Origin of the sequence: Burkholderia pseudomultivorans, assembly GCF_001718415.1 — a bacterium.
Classification (GTDB): domain Bacteria; phylum Pseudomonadota; class Gammaproteobacteria; order Burkholderiales; family Burkholderiaceae; genus Burkholderia; species Burkholderia pseudomultivorans_A.
Genome location: NZ_CP013377.1, coordinates 2,966,784 through 2,984,423, shown reverse-complemented (window position 1 = coordinate 2,984,423; position 17,640 = coordinate 2,966,784). Strand labels below are relative to the sequence as shown.

At 66.3% G+C, this 17,640-nt stretch carries 18 protein-coding genes; 10 read left to right on the top strand and 8 right to left on the bottom strand.

The annotated features are described in order from the left end of the window. Positions 1-4: 4 nt before the first annotated feature. Positions 5-928 carry a LysR substrate-binding domain-containing protein gene (locus WS57_RS12970; RefSeq protein WP_059512929.1) on the top strand — a complete coding sequence of 308 codons (924 nt, stop codon included), beginning with the start codon at positions 5-7 and terminating at the stop codon, positions 926-928. A 138-nt stretch (positions 929-1,066) separates the two neighbouring features. Here WS57_RS12970 and WS57_RS12965 read toward each other — a convergent pair whose 3' ends face one another. The 4 genes from WS57_RS12965 to WS57_RS12950 form a co-directional block, all read right to left on the bottom strand. Continuing rightward, a complete protein-coding gene (locus WS57_RS12965) occupies positions 1,067-1,531 on the bottom strand; it encodes a hypothetical protein (RefSeq protein WP_009695009.1) in 465 nt (154 codons plus the stop codon). Between the two features lie 63 nt (positions 1,532-1,594). Beyond that, positions 1,595-2,812, bottom strand: coding sequence for a DUF3734 domain-containing protein (locus WS57_RS12960; RefSeq protein ID WP_009695008.1), 1,218 nt, complete (start codon positions 2,810-2,812; stop codon positions 1,595-1,597). Positions 2,813-3,071: 259 nt separating this feature from the next. Further along, a complete protein-coding gene (locus WS57_RS12955) occupies positions 3,072-3,857 on the bottom strand; it encodes a 3-hydroxybutyrate dehydrogenase (RefSeq protein ID WP_040130728.1) in 786 nt (261 codons plus the stop codon). 52 nt (positions 3,858-3,909) lie between these two features. Continuing rightward, positions 3,910-4,650, bottom strand: a complete 741-nt coding sequence (locus WS57_RS12950; protein WP_009687317.1) for an acetoacetate decarboxylase — start codon at positions 4,648-4,650, stop codon at positions 3,910-3,912. A 430-nt stretch (positions 4,651-5,080) separates the two neighbouring features. Here WS57_RS12950 and WS57_RS12945 point away from each other — a divergent pair, with 430 nt between their 5' ends. After that, positions 5,081-5,662, top strand: a complete 582-nt coding sequence (locus WS57_RS12945; protein WP_009687318.1) for an undecaprenyl-diphosphatase — start codon at positions 5,081-5,083, stop codon at positions 5,660-5,662. Positions 5,663-5,690: 28 nt separating this feature from the next. Here the strand turns inward: WS57_RS12945 and WS57_RS12940 are convergent, their stop codons facing one another. The 4 genes from WS57_RS12940 to WS57_RS12925 all read right to left on the bottom strand — a co-directional run bounded on the left by WS57_RS12940 (position 5,691) and on the right by WS57_RS12925 (position 8,640). Further along, entirely contained in the window at positions 5,691-5,912 is a 222-nt protein-coding gene (locus WS57_RS12940; protein ID WP_069244314.1) for a hypothetical protein, read from the bottom strand. 161 nt (positions 5,913-6,073) lie between these two features. Next, on the bottom strand, positions 6,074-6,892 hold the full coding sequence (locus tag WS57_RS12935; protein ID WP_059513951.1) for a siderophore-interacting protein: 819 nt from the start codon (positions 6,890-6,892) through the stop codon (positions 6,074-6,076). 38 nt (positions 6,893-6,930) lie between these two features. Continuing rightward, positions 6,931-7,644 (bottom strand): PadR family transcriptional regulator, encoded by a 714-nt coding sequence (locus tag WS57_RS12930; protein WP_069244313.1) that lies wholly within the window; start codon positions 7,642-7,644, stop codon positions 6,931-6,933. Positions 7,645-7,929: 285 nt separating this feature from the next. Continuing rightward, complete coding sequence (locus WS57_RS12925; protein WP_069244312.1) at positions 7,930-8,640, bottom strand: IclR family transcriptional regulator; 711 nt, start codon at positions 8,638-8,640, stop codon at positions 7,930-7,932. 166 nt (positions 8,641-8,806) lie between these two features. Here WS57_RS12925 and WS57_RS12920 point away from each other — a divergent pair, with 166 nt between their 5' ends. From WS57_RS12920 to WS57_RS12885, 8 genes are all read left to right on the top strand, one after another. Next, positions 8,807-9,505 carry an RraA family protein gene (locus tag WS57_RS12920; RefSeq protein ID WP_059482866.1) on the top strand — a complete coding sequence of 233 codons (699 nt, stop codon included), beginning with the start codon at positions 8,807-8,809 and terminating at the stop codon, positions 9,503-9,505. Then, positions 9,505-10,452 (top strand): NAD(P)-dependent oxidoreductase, encoded by a 948-nt coding sequence (locus WS57_RS12915; protein WP_059482868.1) that lies wholly within the window; start codon positions 9,505-9,507, stop codon positions 10,450-10,452. The genes WS57_RS12920 and WS57_RS12915 overlap by 1 nt, the downstream gene beginning before the upstream one ends. A 21-nt stretch (positions 10,453-10,473) precedes the next feature. Then, positions 10,474-11,403 carry an SMP-30/gluconolactonase/LRE family protein gene (locus tag WS57_RS12910; RefSeq protein WP_069244311.1) on the top strand — a complete coding sequence of 310 codons (930 nt, stop codon included), beginning with the start codon at positions 10,474-10,476 and terminating at the stop codon, positions 11,401-11,403. Between the two features lie 87 nt (positions 11,404-11,490). After that, positions 11,491-12,870 (top strand): MFS transporter, encoded by a 1,380-nt coding sequence (locus tag WS57_RS12905; protein WP_069244310.1) that lies wholly within the window; start codon positions 11,491-11,493, stop codon positions 12,868-12,870. Between the two features lie 46 nt (positions 12,871-12,916). Beyond that, a complete protein-coding gene (locus tag WS57_RS12900) occupies positions 12,917-14,068 on the top strand; it encodes a porin (protein WP_059482873.1) in 1,152 nt (383 codons plus the stop codon). A 10-nt stretch (positions 14,069-14,078) separates the two neighbouring features. Beyond that, positions 14,079-15,125, top strand: coding sequence for an amidohydrolase family protein (locus WS57_RS12895; protein ID WP_069244309.1), 1,047 nt, complete (start codon positions 14,079-14,081; stop codon positions 15,123-15,125). Then, entirely contained in the window at positions 15,122-16,402 is a 1,281-nt protein-coding gene (locus WS57_RS12890) for an MFS transporter (RefSeq protein WP_069244308.1), read from the top strand. Before WS57_RS12895 ends, WS57_RS12890 begins: the two co-directional genes overlap by 4 nt. Continuing rightward, positions 16,399-17,637, top strand: coding sequence for an MFS transporter (locus WS57_RS12885; protein WP_069244307.1), 1,239 nt, complete (start codon positions 16,399-16,401; stop codon positions 17,635-17,637). The genes WS57_RS12890 and WS57_RS12885 overlap by 4 nt, the downstream gene beginning before the upstream one ends. Positions 17,638-17,640: the final 3 nt, after the last annotated feature.

Genomic DNA, 17,640 nt, shown 5'->3' with positions numbered 1-17,640 from the left:
AATCGTGAATAAATCGCCGAATCTCGACGACCTGCGCGTGTTCAGCCTGGTCGTTCGCCTCGCCAGCTTCAGTGCGGCCGCCGAGCAGCTCGCGGTGTCGCCCGCGTATGTCAGCAAGCGCGTCGCGATGCTGGAAGCGCAGCTCGGCACGCGGCTGCTGCATCGCTCGACGCGTCGCGTGACCGTGACCGAAGCCGGCGAGCGCGTGTACGCCCGTGCGGAGAAGATTCTCGACGACGTCGACCATCTCGTCGAGGACGTGTCGACCACCCGCACGGTGCCGCGCGGCACGCTGCGCATCTCGAGCAGCTTCGGCTTCGGCCGGCATGTCGTCGCACCGGCGCTGCTCGACTTCACCGCGCGCTATCCGCAACTGAACGTGCGGCTCGATCTGTTCGACCGGCTCGTCGACGTCGCGGCCGAAGGATACGACCTCGACGTGCGGATCGGCGACGCGATCGCCGATCACCTGATCGCGCGCCGCCTCGCCGCGAACCATCGCGTGCTGTGCGCGTCGCCCGACTATCTCGCGCGGCGCGGCACGCCGCGCACGCTCGCCGACCTCGCTTCGCACGACTGTCTCGCGATCAAGGAGCGCGACCATCCGTTCGGCGTCTGGCGGCTGAACGTGCGTGGCGAGACGGTGACGGTGAAGGTCGGCGGCGCGCTGTCGACGAACCACGGCGAAGTGGCCGTGCAGTGGGCGCTCGCCGGACGCGGGATCGTGCTGCGCTCGATCTGGGAAGCGGGGCCGCTGATCGAGCGCGGCGCGCTGTGTCGCGTGCTGCCCGATGCGGTCCAGCCCGCGAACATCTGGGCCGTGTATCCGGAACGCGTCGCGGCATCGGCGAAGGTGCGCGTATGCGTGGATTTTCTGGCGGAGGCGCTGGCCGGACTGGACGCCGCGGCGAACGGCGATCCGGCCTGAGCATCGTCAAAGGTGAGCTTTTTCGGGAGCAGGCGTCGCAGCGACGAAACGTGAGCGACGGTGCGGAATATCGATCACCGTCGCGCGTGCAGGACGGCGTGCGACATTGCTACATCGCAGCCGGCACGCAACGCATCTTCAAAGGCGATTCTGTTTCGCCAGCATCAGCACGCGCGCCCAGCGCTGCGCGTCGCGCTTGTCCATCATCGGCAGTTTCCATTCGCCGCGCACGGCGTCGCGCACGCGCACCACGAGATGCCAGCGGTCGCCGATCGGCGCGGCCTCGCAGCCGTCGAGCTGCGACAGCGTATAGCGGCCGTCCGCGCCGTCGTGCGACAGCCACAGCAGCCCCTGCGTCGCGGACAGGCGCAGCTCGCCCCACGCGCGATGCACGATGTGGGTCCAGCCTTGTTCCTTCGTATTCGGCGCGATGTCGCGGCGGCGCTTGATCCACCACGCGATCAGCGCGATCAGGATGGCCGCGGCGAGCACGGCGGCCGCGATCGCGACCGGCTGGCCGAACTGCGCGGCGATGACGTGAAACAGATGAACCGCGCCCCAGCCAACCGCGATGAGCGCGAACAGTGCGATGAAAATCGGCATGTCGAATCGGAAAGGAAAAGCGGACCGGCGCGCGTATCGCACTGGTCCGCATGGCACACGGCCTTACCGCTTGCGGTGAATGTCGTGCGTGACGAAGCCCGCGTCGTTCTGGGGCAGCGCGAGGCCGTCCTTTGCCGCGAGCGTCTTGCGGATGTCGTCGAGACCGGCGGACCAGTGGTCGCGCATCGTCGACAGACCGAACTGATAGTCCTTGTAGTGATGCTCGTACGCCTTCTGCTGATAGATCAGGTGCTGGATGTTGTACTTCTTGCCGGACGACATCGCTTCGGCCTCGATGCACCACGGATCCGTCTTGCGCTGCTCTTCCGGCACCTGTTCGAGCACATGGCGCAATACGTTGCGGTAGCGCTGTTCGCGCTGCAGCGTGTCGGTGACGAAACGCGTGCGGCTCGAATACTGCACGTCCTTCGTGCGTTCGGCGACATCGGCCATCGTGCGCGGCAGCGGCCCGCGCGCGCTCCACAGGTCTACCTGGAACGCGAGCGTGTCGCGGCGCGGACGCGCGCGCAGTACTTCCATCAGCGGCGTGTTCGACACGACGCCGCCGTCCCAGTAGTACTCGCCTTCGATCTCGACGGGCGGGAACGCGGGCGGCAGCGCGCCGGACGCCATGAAGTGCTCGGGTTCGAGACGGATGCGCGTGTTGTCGAAGTACACGAAGTTGCCGGTGCCGACGTTGACCGCGCCCACCGACACGCGCGTCTCGCCCGAGTTGATCCGGTCGAAATCGCACAGCTTCAGCAGCGTCGCGCGCAGCTGCGACGTGTCGTACCAGCTGATCTTCTGCGGATGATCGGACACGCCCGGCAGCGGCGGCGGGAAGCGCGGCACGAAGAAGCCCTGCTGACCCTGCATCATGGCGCTCGCGGCCTGCGACGCGGTGAAGAAGGTGCGGACCTGGTCGATGCTGTTGAACAGCGCGAATTCGAACGCGGCCGGGATCGCCGGAAAGAACGCCGGCTTGCAGATCGTTTCCCAGAACTCACGCAACCGCTCGACACGATGTTCGGGCGCATTGCCCGCGATCAGCGCGGTATTGAGCGCGCCGATCGAGATGCCCGCGATCCAGTCGAGCGGAATGCCCGCTTCGTGCAGTCCTTCGAACACGCCTGCCTGATACGCGCCGAGTGCGCCGCCGCCCTGGAGGACGAGCGCGATCGTTTCGTACGGCAGCGACCGCGCAGCGGTCGGTGCGCCAGCCTCGTGGTGCAGGTCCGCCGCATCGACGGCCTGTTTTTCTGTACGGGCGTGCGGTTTCATCAGTTGCTCCGTAAAAACCCGCCATCGGTGGCGGGGAAGAAAGGCATCACGTAGACAGACGGCATGCCTTCGTTGGAACGGTTGGGGTGATTCCTGTTTGCGGCGATCGCGTCGAGTCGCACGATGGACTCCTGAACAAACGGAGCCCGGCGGCAGCGAGGAACTCGGCATTCACTCGCTGCGCTGCGCATGCTTCGGTGCGAACCTGCATCGCCGGGGCCAGGTGCGGAAATCGCCTCCCGGTCGGGAGGCGGCTTCGTTACTGCATGAACCAGCCGTGGCTGACGACGAACGACTGGCCGGTCAGCGCGGCGCTCGGGAACGCCGACAGGAACAGCACCGTCTGCGCGACGTCCTGCACCGTCGTGAACACGCCGTCGACCGTGTTGCCGAGCATCACCTTCTTGATGACTTCCTCTTCGCTGATGCCCAGTTCCTTCGCCTGCTCGGGAATCTGCTTGTCGACCAGCGGCGTGCGCACGAAACCCGGACACACGACGTGCGAGCGCACGTTGTGCTTCGCGCCTTCCTTCGCCAGCACGCGCGCCAGGCCCAGCAGGCCGTGCTTGGCCGTCACGTACGCCGACTTCAGCGGCGATGCTTCGTGCGAGTGCACCGAGCCCATGTAGATCACGACGCCGCCGCGATCGTCCTTGTACATGTGCTTGAGCGCGGCCTTCGTCGTCAGGAACGCGCCGTCGACGTGGATCGCCTGCATCTTCTTCCAGTCGGCGAACGAGTAGTTCTCGATCGGGTTGACGATCTGGATGCCCGCGTTCGACACGAGGATGTCGACCGAGCCGAAGGTGTCGGCCACCTTGTCGATGCCGCTGTTGACGGCTTCCTCGTTGGTCACGTCCATCGCCACGCCGATCGCCTTGCCGCCCGCCTTGACGATCTCGTCGGCAACGGCGTTAGCGCCGTCCTGGTTCAGGTCGGCGATCGCGACCGCCGCACCCGCCTTCGCGAGTTCCAGCGCGATTTCCTTGCCGATGCCGCTCGCGGCGCCCGTGACGACTGCGGTCTTGCCATTCAGGTTGCTCATGTTCGAATTCCGGTGGTGTAAGGATTGACAGGGGGAAAGGACTGCGGACCTGTTACTGGGCCAGGTAATCGTAGACGACTTCGCCGAGGCCGAGTGTCAAATCTGCGACGAGGTGGCGCGCTTCGACGATCTCGAGCACCGGCAGGTCGGCGACCGGCGCAAGCGCGTGCGGCGCGAGTTCGAGCGACGCGGGGCCCGTCCACGCGCCCTTCATCTTGATGTCCTGCATGTAGTAGCGCACCAGTTCGCAGACGCGAGCGGTGCCGTCGACGTGCGGGATGATCTTCAGCAGGAAGTTCGGGCCGGCGAGACGCTTCGTCTGCTCGTCGATGTCGAGTTCCTTGTGCTTGTAGCCCATCGTGCCGGTCGCGACGCGCACCTTGCCGTAGTCGAGCGTGCCGAGGATGTGATCGGTGTTCACGTGCAGCGTGGGCGACGCGAGCTTCTTCGGGAAGCCCCACAGCTCGCGGCCGCCGGCGATCGGCGGGTGATCGTCGAGATACATCGCGAGCGTGTAGCCGCCCGGCTGGCCGTTGTATTCGACCGGGATCACCTGGCCGCTTTCGGTGTAGTCGCCGAAGCCGGTCGAATCGGCCATGCGAATGAATTCGTAATGCACGAGCGGCTCGGTGACCTGCAGCGGTTCCGGGACGATTTCGCGCAGACGGTCCGGGTCGGTGCGATACGTGATGATCAGGAATTCACGATCGACGAATCGATACGGACCCATCGGAAAGGCGGGGCTCGTCAACGGCATCGCAAACGCTTTCGATCGGACATCGCTGGGTTTCATGCGGACTCCTTGTTGTTGATCGCTTCGTGGATGAGTGCTCGTAAGCTCGTAATCCTATGCCTGTGCGACGCCGTTGTGCGATGCCGCAATTGGAATTAATTGTTGCGAGATTCGAAGAATTGACTGCGCAAATGTTGAGGCGATTGGTGCTAACCGCGCGCGGGCCGCCAGGCTGCCCGATCATCGCACGCCTCCGTGGCGCCTGAATGTGAAAGAAGGTGAGGTTTTACGGGATATTGGGTGAGGGTTTACGGGAGACGGTCGCGCCGGAATGTGACAACTGTGTGAACTTGTGTTGCACTGCGGGTTCTAAGCGCGTTCGCCCGATGCACCGGCGGCGCGTTAAGCGCCGCTTAAGCGTGCCGGAGCCAACATCACGTCGGGCCGGCAGCACCGGCCCCGTCTTTTCCGTCCCCTCGAACCGCCAGTCATGCAGAACCTCAATCTCGCCCTGTTTTCCGCCCTCAACGCCGGATCCGCGCCGCAGCCGGGCGTCGCCCGCCTCGCGATCTTCGCCGCCGACTGGCTCGTGTACGCGCTGCCGGCAATGCTGCTGCTGACCTGGCTGTTCGGCGAACGCCCGACGCGGCGCCAGGCGATCGAAGCCGGCGTCGGGGTGTGCGTCGCGCTCGGGCTCGCGCAGGTGATCGGGCATATCTGGTTTTCGCCGCGGCCGTTCATGGCCGGCGTCGGCACGCAACTGATTCCGCATGCGCCGGACAGCTCCTTTCCGAGCGATCACATGACGTTCGCATGGAGTCTCGCGGCCGGCCTGCTGCTCGGCAGCACGACGCGGGCGACCGGATTCGTGATGGCCGCGATGGCGCTGGCGATTGCCTGGGGGCGGATCTATGCGGGCGTGCACTGGCCGTTCGACATGGTCGGCGGCGTGCTGGTCGGCACGACCGGCGCGCTGGCCGCGCACCTGTACGGGCATCGCGTGACCGACCTGCTCGAGCGGATCGGCGATACGGTGCACGCCGTCGTGATGGGGCGTCGGCGCGTGCGGTAAACCGCAGGAGAAGGTCGAGCGGGCGCCGTCAGCCGGGCGCCTTCGCCGATTGGCCCGTGGTGGACGGGCCGGCGCCGCCGTGCAGCTCGGGCGTATCCGTCGGCTGCTGTGCGGCATCGCGGTCGAGGGCGCTTTCCTTCAGGATCGCGCACATCGCGACGAACAGCGCAAGGACGACGGCGGCGAGACTGCAATAGCCGGCAATCTTCAGGTTGCGAAGCAAAGGCGAAGCGTGGCTTTCTCTTGTCATGACCGGGCGCTCCTGGACGGGCTGCGGCGGCTGTCTCCCGACAGCGGCGCCGCTGACATATATATACCGTCGCGAAGTGGATGCCAAGTCCATCGGAGCGTCGCCGCGGGCGTGCGCGGTATGCCGGCCCGTTCCGCCCCGTATGCCGGACGCCGTGCGCCTCAGTCGTCGAGCGTTTCGTGCACGGCCGTCGCGCCGCGCTTCCAGTAGGCCGATGCGCGGATGCGCGACTTGTCGACACCGCGCTCGCCGGTCAGGTGCTGGCGCACCGCCCGCATCGAGAGCGCTTCGCCGGCCGCCCATACATAGCCGTCGCCGTCCGGCAGCGGCAGATCGCGCAGCGCATCGAGCAGCGCGTCGTCGTCCGCGGGGCCGGCTTCGTCGCGAAAGCGCCAGACTTCATGCACTTCGGCGCGCGTGTCGAACGCGACCTGCGCGCTGCGGTCCGCCACCTCCATCACGACCGCGACGCGCGAGCCGGCCGGCAACTCCTCGAGGCGCCGCGCGACGGCCGGCAGCGCCGTATCGTCGCCGATCAGCAAATGCCAGTCGAAACCGGTCGGCACGACGAACGAACCGCGCGGGCCGCCGATGCCGAGCCATTGACCGACGCGCGCCTGGGCCGCCCACTGCGACGCGGGGCCCGGGTGGTTCAGCACGAATTCCAGATCCAGTTCGCACGCGGCGCGGTCGAAGCGGCGCGGCGTGAAGTCGCGCGCGACCGGCTTCGGTTCGCCTTCGGGAAACTCGGGGCCGTTCGCGCCGAGCGTCGGCAGCGCCGGGCGTTCGGCGCCCGACGGCGGGAAAAACACTTTCACGTGATCGTCGAACGACGCCGATTCGAAGTCCTGAAGATCGGGGCCGCCGAGCGTGACGCGCAGCAGATGCGGGGTGACCGCGTGCACGCGCAGGACCTGCAGCAGGCGGAATTTGAGCGTATGGCGCACGCGGGTCACGGTGCGCTCGGATGGGTTCTGAATCAATCCGTTCTCCTTGGGGTTGGGCGAGGCGGCGCGGATCACGCGCCGGTGCCGCCTTCGATCTCGGCGGTCGCGCGACGCAGGATGGCGGCGATGCGCCGCTGCTCGTCGGCTGTCGCTGCGCTCTTGTGCAGCAACGCGCGCTTCAGCGCGACGCGCGCCTCGACGAATTCGGGCAGCCAGCCGGCCTGTGCTTCATCCTGCGCATCGGCACTCGCCGGTTCGCCGGCGAATGCGCGGCGCATGAATTCCATCTTGCGCGCGAGGTGCGTGAGGCGCGCGAACAGCGTGTCGACGCGCTCGCGCTGCGTGTCGAGATGGGTGCGGCCGGCGTCGGTGAGTGCGTAGCGCTTGCGATTGCCTTCCGCCTGCGACGCGACGAAGCCGACTTCTTCGAGATAGGTGAGCGCCGGATACACCATGCCGGGGCTCGGGCTGTAGAAGCCGCTCGAACGCGTGTCGAGCGCCTTGATCAGTTCGTAGCCGTGGCTCGGTTGCTCGGCAAGCAGCGCGAGCAGCAGCAGTTGCAGGTCGTCGGAACTGAACTGGCGGCCGCGCGGCATGCCGTCGTCGCCGAAATCCCCGAAGCCGCCGCGTCCGCCGCGGCCACCGAACGGGCCGCCGCCGCCGAACGGATCGTGGCCGCGTCGATGGCGGCCGATCGCGTGCCAGAGACCGGCGATCCAGTCGGGGCGGGCATGCGCACCATGACCGTCACATCGGGCATGGCCGCGGAAGTGGTTGTGTCGCATGATCCTGTCCTATATGTCGAAAAACATATCTAAAGATATATATCGAAAGATATAGAGTCAAGGGGATTATTTGGGGTGGGATGGGGGGCTGTGGGCGAGGCCGGCAGGACACGCTAGCCGACCCGGAAATGCGCACATGTTCGCCGCGCAACGGTCTATCCGTCGCGTTGGTATGGCGGTGCATTTGTCATCTGCGTTGGCACCAGCGTGGCGTTGTACGAAGGCGTCCGCAGCCGGGCGACGAACGGCTCGTCGACCTGAATCCTGCCTTTGTCAAAGCGGCGATCAGGTGCCGTAGATGTTCTCGCAGAGCGCGACACTCGCGCCCAGCTTCCGGGATAGATCGGCGGCCGCGTCCAACTGCGGCCGATCCAGCTCGCCCGACTCGCGCGCGACGCTGAGGCGAGACGCAGGACCGGAAAGCGTCAGTGCCGCCATGAACTTGTCGCCGGCGCCGAACACAGGCACCGCGAACGCTGCCGTGTGCACGTCGCGCGCACCCGCGGTGAAGAGGGGCAGTGCAGGCGGCGCGTCATAGATCGGCTCGCCGAGCCCCCAGAAACGGATCACCTGGCTGATGGCCGTGTCATCGAGCGGCAGTATCGTCCCCGCAAGCCGCGTTTCACGTAGACCTTCGGACGGCTCGGCCCGAAACAGGCAAAGCCGCTGCCCGTTGTCGTGCACGTAGTACGATGCGCTTTCCTTCGTCAGCGCGGCGAGCGCATGCAGCACCGGTTCAACCACCGCGGACAAATGGAACGACTGCTCGTACAGCTTGCCCAGGTACAGCACGCGATGCCCAAGCGAATAGTTGCCGGACTGAGCGCGCACGACATAGCCCATTCGCTCCAGTGAGTTCATCAGGCGATAGACCGTCGTCTTATGCATGCCGGATGCCTGCGACAGCATCGCGAGCGACTGCGATTCGGCGCCGGGCTTGAAACAGTCCAGCAGCGAAAGCGCCTTTTCCACGGCAACGACCCCTTCATTTCCCATTGCTTATCTCCCTTCGACATTTGCCAAGTCATTGTACAGGGTAAAACGCAGGTTTACCACGTAAAAGGGTAAACGCCAGTGTCACGACGCGCGTCATCTGGCTATAGTGATTTCACCACGTACACCAGTGTTGTACAGAGTACAACAATCAGCCTGAGGTCGAATCATGAGCAAGCCATCCATCAGCACTTCCCCGATCAATCGCGACATCGAGCGCGTGTCGCCCGAGCTCGTTCAGGCCGCCGCGCGCTATCAAGCCGCGATCCTGGCCGACGTCGCCGGCCGCCGCGGCACGGTGCATGGCCGCGTACGGCCGTTGTCGCCGACGATGAAGGTCGCCGGCCCCGCGGTCACGGTCGAAGTCCGCGCGGGCGACAACCTCGCGATCCATGCGGCGCTCGCCGTCGCGAAGCCGGGCGACGTGATCGTGGTCGACGGCAAGGGCGACATCTCGTGCGCGCTGCTCGGCGAAATCATGGCGGCGCAGGCGAAGGCGAGCGGCATCGCCGGCATCATCATCGACGGCGCGGTGCGCGACGCGCACGAACTCGCCAACGGCGACTATCCGATCTTCTCGGCCGGCCTCAATCCGTGCGGCCCGACGAAAAGCATCGCGGGCCGCGTGAATGCACCGATCTCGCTGGGCGGCACGACGGTCAATCCGGGCGACCTGGTGGTCGGGGACACCGACGGCGTCGTCGTCATTCCGCGTGCCGACGTCGCGCGCATCGTCGATCTCGCGCAAAAAAAGCTCGACTTCGAAACCGCGCGTATCGCGGCGATCCACAAGGGTGACCTTCGTCCGGGCTGGATCGAGAAGGAACTGCGCGCGGCCGGCATGCTCGCCGAAGGCGAGGCACTGTGATGCAGGCCGCTTCGCACAAGCCCGTGGTCCTCGTGACCGCCGCCGACCTTGCACCGCAAGCGCTCGACATGCTTGCGCAGTTCGACGTCGTGTTCGCCGGCAAGCAACCGACCGAGGACGACATCGTCGCGCTCTGCACCCGGCACAAGCCGGTCGCGATCATCGTCCGGTACGGCAAGATCAACGCCCGCATCATGGACGCGGCCGAAAACCTGCAGGTGATTTCGAAGCACGGCAGCGGCATCGACGTGATCGATCAGGACGCTGCCGCCGCACGCGGCATCGCGGTGCGCGCCGCGGTCGGCGCAAATGCGGCCGCCGTCGCCGAGCACGCATGGGCGCTGATGCTCGCATGTGCGAAGTCGGTTCCGCAGCTCGATACCCGCATGCGCGAAGGCCATTGGGACAAGTCGACGCACAAGTCCGTCGAACTCGACGGGCGCACGCTCGGCCTCGTCGGGCTCGGTGCGATCGGCCGGCGCGTGGCCGCGATCGGCGCGGCGTTCGGCATGAAGGTGCTCGCGTTCGATCCGTTCGCGAAGGAAGCGCCGGCCGGTGTGAAGCTCGTGCCGCTCGACACGCTGTATGCGGAGTCGGACGTCGTGTCGCTGCATTGTCCGTTGACGGCCGACAACCGCCGGATGCTCAACCGCGACACGCTTGCGCGTTTCAAGCGCGGGACGATTCTCGTCAATACCGCACGCGGCGGCTTGATCGACGAAGCCGCGCTTGCCGACGCGCTGGCGAGCGGCCGATTGCGCTCGGCCGGGCTCGACAGCTTCGACGTCGAGCCGATGACGGTGCCGCACCTGTTCCAGCAGATCCCGAACGTGATTCTGTCGCCGCATATCGGCGGCGTGAGCGATGCCGCGTACGTGAACATGGGCAAGGGCGCCGCCGCCAACGTTCTCGCGGCGCTGGACGAACGCGCGCATAGCGCGGCTTGAACTCTGAACATCGAGGTACGCATGTTCTATCTGACGAACCCTGAAGTGCGCGAAGCCGACGTGTTCACGCGCATGCCGGAAAAGTTTCGCAAGCCGGACGTCCGCACGGAATGGGCGCGCGCGAATCGCGCCGGCATGGTCACCGATTCCTTTCTCGAAGGGCCGGTCTGGGATCCGGACGGCTATCTGTTCGTGACCGACATTCCGCACGGGCGCATCTTCCGCATTTCGCCGGCGGGCGACTGGGATCTCGTCGTCGAATACGACGGCGAGCCCAACGGGATGAAGCGCTTCGACGCATCGCACCTGATCATCACCGACTACCGCAACGGCCTGATGCTGCTCGATATCGAGCGCGGTGAAATTCGCCCGTATCTCGAGCGCCGCAACACCGAGCGCTTCAAGGGCGTGAACGACCTGACGTTCGACTCGGCCGGCAACCTCTATTTCACCGACCAGGGGCAGACCGGCCTGCACGATCCGACGGGGCGCGTGTATCGGCTGTCGCCCGACGGCAAGCTCGACATGCTGCTCGGCACCTGCCCGAGCCCGAACGGGCTCGTTCTGTCACGCGACGAGAAAGTGCTGTTCGTCGCGATGACGCGCGGCAATGCCGTATGGCGCATGCCGCTGCAGGCCGACGGGTCCGTTAGCAAGGTCAGTCAGTTCTTCACGTCCTATGGACCGAGCGGTCCCGACGGCCTCACCGTCGATCTCGAAGGCCGCCTGTTCGTCGCGAATCCGGGCCTCGGCCGCGTGTGGGTGCTCAACCACTGCGCGGAGCCCGTCGAGATCCTGACCGGACCGAAAGGGGCGTCGCTCACGAGCGTGTGCTTCGGTGGCGCCGACATGAAGACGCTTTTCATCACCGAATCGACGTCCGGCTCCGTGCTGAAAGCGGACATGAGCATTGCCGGTCCGCTGCCGAAACAGGCAGCGAAGCAGGACTAAGGCCCATGAGCCGGGAAGCCGCCCTGTCGGCTTCCCGCCCGTATGCCGAAAGATCGCGCCGCCAGCCGCGCGGTGGAGGAGACAAGCATGACCATTTCGCACGCGCTGCATGCCGGCGATGACACACCGCGCGCCGACGCGCAAGCCGCAGCGCAGCTTGCCGTCGACGATTACGCGGCCAGCGAGCGCACGCTTGCCAAGGCGTTCCGGCGCATTCTGCCGTTCATCTTTGTCTGCTACGTGATCAGTTATCTCGACAGAACCAACGTCGGTTTTGCCGCGCTCACGATGAACAAGGATCTCGGTCTGACGGCCGAGCAGTTCGGCGTCGGTGCCGGGCTGTTCTTCGTCGGCTACTTCCTGTTCGAGATTCCGAGCAACCTGATCATGCAGAAGGTCGGCGCGCGCGTGTGGATCGCGAGAATCATGATCACGTGGGGCCTGTTCTCGATGGCCACGGCGTTCGTCGTCGGACCGAAGAGCTTTGCGGCCGCGCGATTCCTGCTCGGGCTCGCCGAGGCGGGCTTCACGCCCGGCATTTATCTGTATTTCACGCACTGGTTTCCCGGCAAGTGGCGCGCGAAGGTGACGGCCGCGTTCCTCGTCGGCATTCCCGTCGCGAACATGATCGGCTCGCCGATTTCCGGTGCGCTGCTCGAATTCGGCGGCCTGCATGGGCTGCGCAGCTGGCAGTGGCTGCTGCTGATCGAAGGCGTACCGGCGGTGCTGCTCGGCATCGCGTGCCTGTTCGTGCTGGCCGACCGTCCCGAGAAAGCCGCATGGCTCAGTGACGAAGAGAAGGCGTCGCTCGCGAAGCGCCTCGCGTTCGAACAGCGCGACATCGGCGCGAAGCACGGCAGCAAACTGCGCGACGCGATGACGAACTGGCGCGTGTTCGTGCTCGCGCTCATCAACTTCTGCGGGATCGTCGGCTCGCTCGGCGTCGGCTTGTGGATGCCGCAGATCATCAAGCAGTTCGGCGTCGAACACGCGGTGGTCGGGTGGCTGACCGCCATTCCGTATGCAATCGGCGCCGGCGTGATGCTCTGGTGGGCGCGTCTCGCCAATCGTGCGGCCAACCGCATTCCGTATGTTGCCGGTGCGCTTGCCGTCGCGGCCGTCGCGTTGTGTGCGAGCGCCTTCATTCATGCGCCGGTTTTCAAGCTGATCGCACTGTGCGTCACGGCGAGCGGGATCCTCGCGTTCCAGGCGACGTACTGGGCCATCCCGTCAGGATTCCTCACCGGACGCGCCGCCGCCGGCGGCCTCGCGCTGATCGTGTCGGTCGGCAATCTCGGCGGCTTCGTCGGGCCGTCGATGATCGGCGCGCTCAAGCAATTTTCCGGCGGCTTCACCGCGCCGCTCATCGCCGTGTCGGGCGTGCTGCTGCTCGGCGCGCTGACCATCGCATGGCTCGGCGATCCGGGCTCGGGCGCCGGCGAAGCGCGCGCAGCCCGCCAGCCGTGAATTTTCCTTCCTCAGATCAACCCACAAAAAACAGTTTGGAGACTCCATGTTGTTGAATCAGGCCAGCCAGAATGCCCGCCCGAAATCCCGCCTCGTGCTCGGCGCCGTCACCGTCGCGAGCGCGACCTTGGGGTGCGGTGCCGCGCATGCGCAAAGCAGCGTCACGCTGTACGGCATTGCCGACGTCGGCATCGAACACATCAACAATACGAGTACCGGCGGCGGGCAGACGCGCGAAGCGTCGGGCAATCTGTCCGGTTCGCGCTGGGGACTGAAGGGCGTCGAGGATCTCGGCGGCGGCATGAAGGCCATTTTCCAGCTGGAAAGCGGCTTCAACATCAATGACGGCACGACTGCGCAGTCGACGAAGGGCCTCGGCTCGAACGCCGCCACGACGTCGCGAATTTTCGGCCGGCAGGCGTGGGTCGGGCTGTCGTACCGAGGTCAGCAGCTGACCTTCGGCCGCCAGAACTCGCTCTTCTACGAACAGGCTGTGGCGTTCGACCCGATGGGCGCGTCGTCGCGATACTCGGTGCTGTCGCTCGACTACGCGGCGGCCGCGCGTATCGACAATTCCGCGAAGTACACCGGCGTGTTCGGTCCGCTGACGGCGCAGGCGATGTATAGCACCCGCTACGACACCGGGTACGGCGCCGAGGTGCCGGGCGCGCAACTCACCGGCCGCTTCTTCAGCGGGGCGCTGACTTTCGCGCAAGGACCGTTCGCTGCGAGCGTGTCGTACGAGCAGCGCAACAGCAACACCGTCGCGACCAACACGGGCACCGAGCGGCGCGCCACGGCCGCCGCGTCGTATGCGATCGGACCGGTGAAGGGGTTCGCCGGTTATCGCTATCTTCACGCGTCGAACGCGTTCCTGCCGGCAAACCCGATCCGTATCGCGAACGGCTCCGAAGCCAGCGCGGCGAATCTGTACTGGGCCGGTGCGCAATACGCGGTGTCGCCGGCGTTCGTGGTCACGGCAACGGCCTATTACCAGGACGTGCATTCGACGAGTGCGGACCCGTGGCTCGCCGTGCTCTGTGCTGACTATCTGCTGTCGAAGCGCACCGATATCTACGCGACGGCGGGTTTCGCGCGCAACAAGGGCGGCTCCGCGCTCGGCGTGAACGGCTATGGCACGGTCGCACCCGATCACAACCAGACGGGTGTGGTGATCGGCATGCGCCAGAAGTTCTAAGGCGAGTGCGATGCAGACCGTCCACGCACCCCATCTGCCCGTCAGGCCCGAGTGGCTCGCATTGCGCGACGAGCCGGTGCTCGAACCCGAGCTTGCGATCGTCGACGCCCATCACCACCTGTGGGACCGCCAGACCGGGCGCTATCTTGCGGACGAGTTCGGCGCGGACGTGCGCAGCGGGCATCGGGTCGTGTCGACGGTCTACGTGCAGTGCCGCTCGATGTTGCGTGCAAGCGGGCCGGACGCGTTCAAGCCGGTTGGCGAAGTGGAATTCGCGAGCGGCGTCGCCGCGATGTTCGACAGCGGCGCATACGGTTCCGCGCGGTGCTGCGAGGCCATCGTGGGCGGCGCCGATCTGTCGCTCGGCGCGGAGCTCGATGCGGTGCTCGACACGATGCTGCAGGTGTCCGGCGGGCGATTGCGCGGGATCCGCAATCCGCTCGCGTGGCATTCGAGCCCCGACGTGCGATCGAGCCCGGTGACGCCGCCGCGCGACCGGATGTCTGATCCGGCTTTCCGGCAGGGCGTGGCGGCGCTCGGCCGCTACGGGCTGTCGCTCGATGCGTGGGTCTATCACACGCAGCTCGACGACCTGTACGAACTCGCGCGCGCATGCGAGGGCGTCACCATCGTCATCGACCATTTCGGCGGTCCGCTCGGCGTGGGCCCGCATGCCGGTCGACGCGCGGAAGTGCATGCGCAATGGAAACGGCAACTCGCGCGTCTCGCCGCGCTGCCGAACACGCGCATGAAGCTCGGTGGCGCGGGTATGACCGTATTCGGTTTCGACTTCGCCGCGCGCGACCTGCCGCCGTCGTCGCAGGAACTGGCGGCGGCGTGGCAGCCGTATTTCGACATCTGCGTCGAATGCTTTGGCGTCGATCGCTGCATGTTCGAAAGCAATTTCCCCGTCGACAAGGGGATGTTCAGCTATCGCGTGCTGTGGAACGCCTTCAAACGACTCGCGTCCGCGATGTCGGCCGACGAAAAGGCCGCGCTGTTCAGCCGGACGGCTGCATCGACGTACCGCGTCGCGATTCCCGGAGACAACCCATGAAGACGAGTGCAACCGTGGCGACGCAGGACCTGGAGTCCGCAGCCGCGAAAAAAGGGTCCACGCGCATGACCGGTATCGAGTGGCGTTCGCTGTCGCTCGCAGGGCTCGGCTGGACGTTCGAGAGCTACGACTCGTTCCTGCTTTCGCTGCTGCTGCCGACGCTCGCGCTGCAGTTCGGGCTGAGCAAGGCGCAGCTCGGCATTTTCACGAGCGTCACGGCGGCCGGACAGATCATCGGCGGCATTCTGTTCGGCTTCGTGTCGGACCGGATCGGGCGCGTGCGCACCGCGCTGCTCTGCGTCGGCATCTACTCGCTGTTCTCCGGCCTGATTGCATTTGCGCCCGACGCGCACGGGTTTGCCGCGTTGCGCTTTTGCGGCGCGCTCGGGATGGGCGGAACCTGGACCGCCGGCGCGGCGCTCATCGCGGAAACCTGGCACCCGAGCCGGCGCGGCAAGGGTGGCGCGCTGATGCAGATGGGCTTGCCGATCGGCGCGATTCTCGCGATCGCGATCTCGGGCATCGTCAGTGCCGCGCATGGCGGATTGGGCGGCGACAGCTGGCGTCTGCTGTTCCTGATCGGTGCATCGCCGTTCTTCATTCTGTTCTGGGTCGCGCGCAAGACGCCGGAATCGCCGATCTGGCTCGAACGCCGGCACGCGAGGTCGCAAGCCCGCAAGCCCGGCACGGCAGGGCACGAGAAGCTGAATGTGCGCGGCCTGCTCACCGCCTTCGGCTTCATCTTCTTTCTGCAGTACCTGTACTGGGGCGTATTCACGTGGACGCCGACGTTCCTCGTCACGGTGAAGCACCTCGACTTCGTGCATAGCCTGAAGTTCGTGCTCGCACTGCAGTTCGGCGCGATCTCCGGCTTTCTGCTGTTCTCCGCATGGGTCGACCGGATCGGCCGGCGGCCGATGTTCCTGGCGTACCTGCTGGTCGGGGCGATGGCCGTCGGCGTGTACATCGTGTCGGCGAATCCGTTGCTGCTGATGAGCGCTATCTTTCTGACCGGCTTCAGCGTGAACGGCATCTTCGCGGGTGCCGGCCCATTCCTCGCCGAGATCATCGGCAACACGGCATCGCGCGGGTTCTTCATGGGCCTCGCGTACAACGGCGGCCGGCTCGGCGGCTTCATCGCGCCGTTGGTCATCGGTACGCTGGCGTCGACGTCGGGCGGCTTCGTGCTCGGACTCGCGACGACGATCGTCGCGTTCATCGCTGCGGCCGTGGTCGTGCTGTTCGCGCCCGAAACGCGCGGGAAGGCGCTGTCATGAACGTGGCGACGCAAGCGGGGTGGGTGAGCAGGCTGTTTCCCGCGCTGTCGGAGGCATCGCTGCGGCGCTATCTGAGCGGGCAGGTCGCGTCGGTGCTCGGCAGCTGGACGCAGAACGTCACGCTGAATCTGCTGATCTATCACCTGTCCGGCTCGGCGGCGATCCTCGCGCTGCTCAACTTCCTGCTGTACGGGCCGCAGTTGATCGTCGCGCCGGTGGCAGGCTCCCGCATCGGCTCGGCCAATGCGCGCCGCGTGACGCTCTGCGTGCTGACGACGTCACTGCTGCTGACCAGCAGCCTCTTCACGCTGTCGCTGCTCGGCTTGCTCGGCGTGAAGCTGATCCTCGCGCATGCGCTGGCGATCGGCGTGTCGAGCGCGGTGGAAACGCCGGCGCGGCAGGTGCTGCTGCTGACGAGCCTGCATGATGCGACGCACACGTCCAACGCGGTCGCGATGAACACGATGGTCTACAACGTCGGGCGCATGGTCGGCCCCACCATCGCCGGGTTCGTCTATCCGACGCTCGGGCCCAGGACGTCGTTTGCGATCTATGCGCTCGCGCTCTGCTTCATGGCGACGTGCGTGCGGTCGATCCGGACTGCGTCGGTGGAGCGCCCGTCGCGCGCGGAGAGCGGCCTGCGCGACGCGGTCGGCTATGTGCTGTCCGATGCGTTCTCGGCCCGCTATCTGCCGATTCTCGCGTGCATCGGCCTGTTCGCCGGTAGCTACCAGACGCTCGTGCCGCTGCTCGCGGACCACGGCTTTCACGACGCGGCGCGCTTTACCGGCGTGTTCTTTGCGTGCGCCGGCGCCGGCTCGTTGAGCGCGGCGGTGCTGCTGTCGTCGGCGTTCGGGCCGCGCGCATCGCACCGCTTCATCGCGTATGCGCCGTGGACGGCAGTCGGCGCGCTGACCGTGCTGGCCGCGACGACCGATGCGGCGGGATCGATCCCCGCGTTCTATGCACTCGGCTTCAGCCTCACGTTCGCGGCCACGTCGACGAACGCGACCATTCAGCGCCAGTGCCCCGAACACGTGCGCGGCGGGCTCGTCGGGATGTACGGCATGGCCTACAACGGCACGATGCCGTTCGGTTACCTGCTCGTCGGCAGCGCATCCGAGGCGCTCGGCGTGCGACACACCTTCGCCGCCATGGCCGCCGTGCTCGCGTGCGGCGTCGTGGCGGTCATCGCGTGGCAACGGTTTACAGGAACGCGCCCAGGCGCACAATAAACG

What these genes read in the sequence shown, in the direction of transcription:
- WS57_RS12965 (WP_009695009.1), bottom strand. Translation starts at nt 1,531, where the DNA reads ATGCCGATTTTCATCGCACTGTTCGCGCTCATCGCGGTTGGCTGGGGC.
- WS57_RS12960 (WP_009695008.1), bottom strand. Translation starts at nt 2,812, where the DNA reads ATGAAACCGCACGCCCGTACAGAAAAACAGGCCGTCGATGCGGCGGAC.
- WS57_RS12955 (WP_040130728.1), bottom strand. Translation starts at nt 3,857, where the DNA reads ATGAGCAACCTGAATGGCAAGACCGCAGTCGTCACGGGCGCCGCGAGC.
- WS57_RS12950 (WP_009687317.1), bottom strand. Translation starts at nt 4,650, where the DNA reads ATGAAACCCAGCGATGTCCGATCGAAAGCGTTTGCGATGCCGTTGACG.
- WS57_RS12945 (WP_009687318.1), top strand. Translation starts at nt 5,081, where the DNA reads ATGCAGAACCTCAATCTCGCCCTGTTTTCCGCCCTCAACGCCGGATCC.
- WS57_RS12940 (WP_069244314.1), bottom strand. Translation starts at nt 5,912, where the DNA reads ATGACAAGAGAAAGCCACGCTTCGCCTTTGCTTCGCAACCTGAAGATT.
- WS57_RS12930 (WP_069244313.1), bottom strand. Translation starts at nt 7,644, where the DNA reads ATGCGACACAACCACTTCCGCGGCCATGCCCGATGTGACGGTCATGGT.
- WS57_RS12925 (WP_069244312.1), bottom strand. Translation starts at nt 8,640, where the DNA reads ATGGGAAATGAAGGGGTCGTTGCCGTGGAAAAGGCGCTTTCGCTGCTG.
- WS57_RS12920 (WP_059482866.1), top strand. Translation starts at nt 8,807, where the DNA reads ATGAGCAAGCCATCCATCAGCACTTCCCCGATCAATCGCGACATCGAG.
- WS57_RS12915 (WP_059482868.1), top strand. Translation starts at nt 9,505, where the DNA reads ATGCAGGCCGCTTCGCACAAGCCCGTGGTCCTCGTGACCGCCGCCGAC.
- WS57_RS12910 (WP_069244311.1), top strand. Translation starts at nt 10,474, where the DNA reads ATGTTCTATCTGACGAACCCTGAAGTGCGCGAAGCCGACGTGTTCACG.
- WS57_RS12905 (WP_069244310.1), top strand. Translation starts at nt 11,491, where the DNA reads ATGACCATTTCGCACGCGCTGCATGCCGGCGATGACACACCGCGCGCC.
- WS57_RS12900 (WP_059482873.1), top strand. Translation starts at nt 12,917, where the DNA reads ATGTTGTTGAATCAGGCCAGCCAGAATGCCCGCCCGAAATCCCGCCTC.
- WS57_RS12895 (WP_069244309.1), top strand. Translation starts at nt 14,079, where the DNA reads ATGCAGACCGTCCACGCACCCCATCTGCCCGTCAGGCCCGAGTGGCTC.
- WS57_RS12890 (WP_069244308.1), top strand. Translation starts at nt 15,122, where the DNA reads ATGAAGACGAGTGCAACCGTGGCGACGCAGGACCTGGAGTCCGCAGCC.
- WS57_RS12885 (WP_069244307.1), top strand. Translation starts at nt 16,399, where the DNA reads ATGAACGTGGCGACGCAAGCGGGGTGGGTGAGCAGGCTGTTTCCCGCG.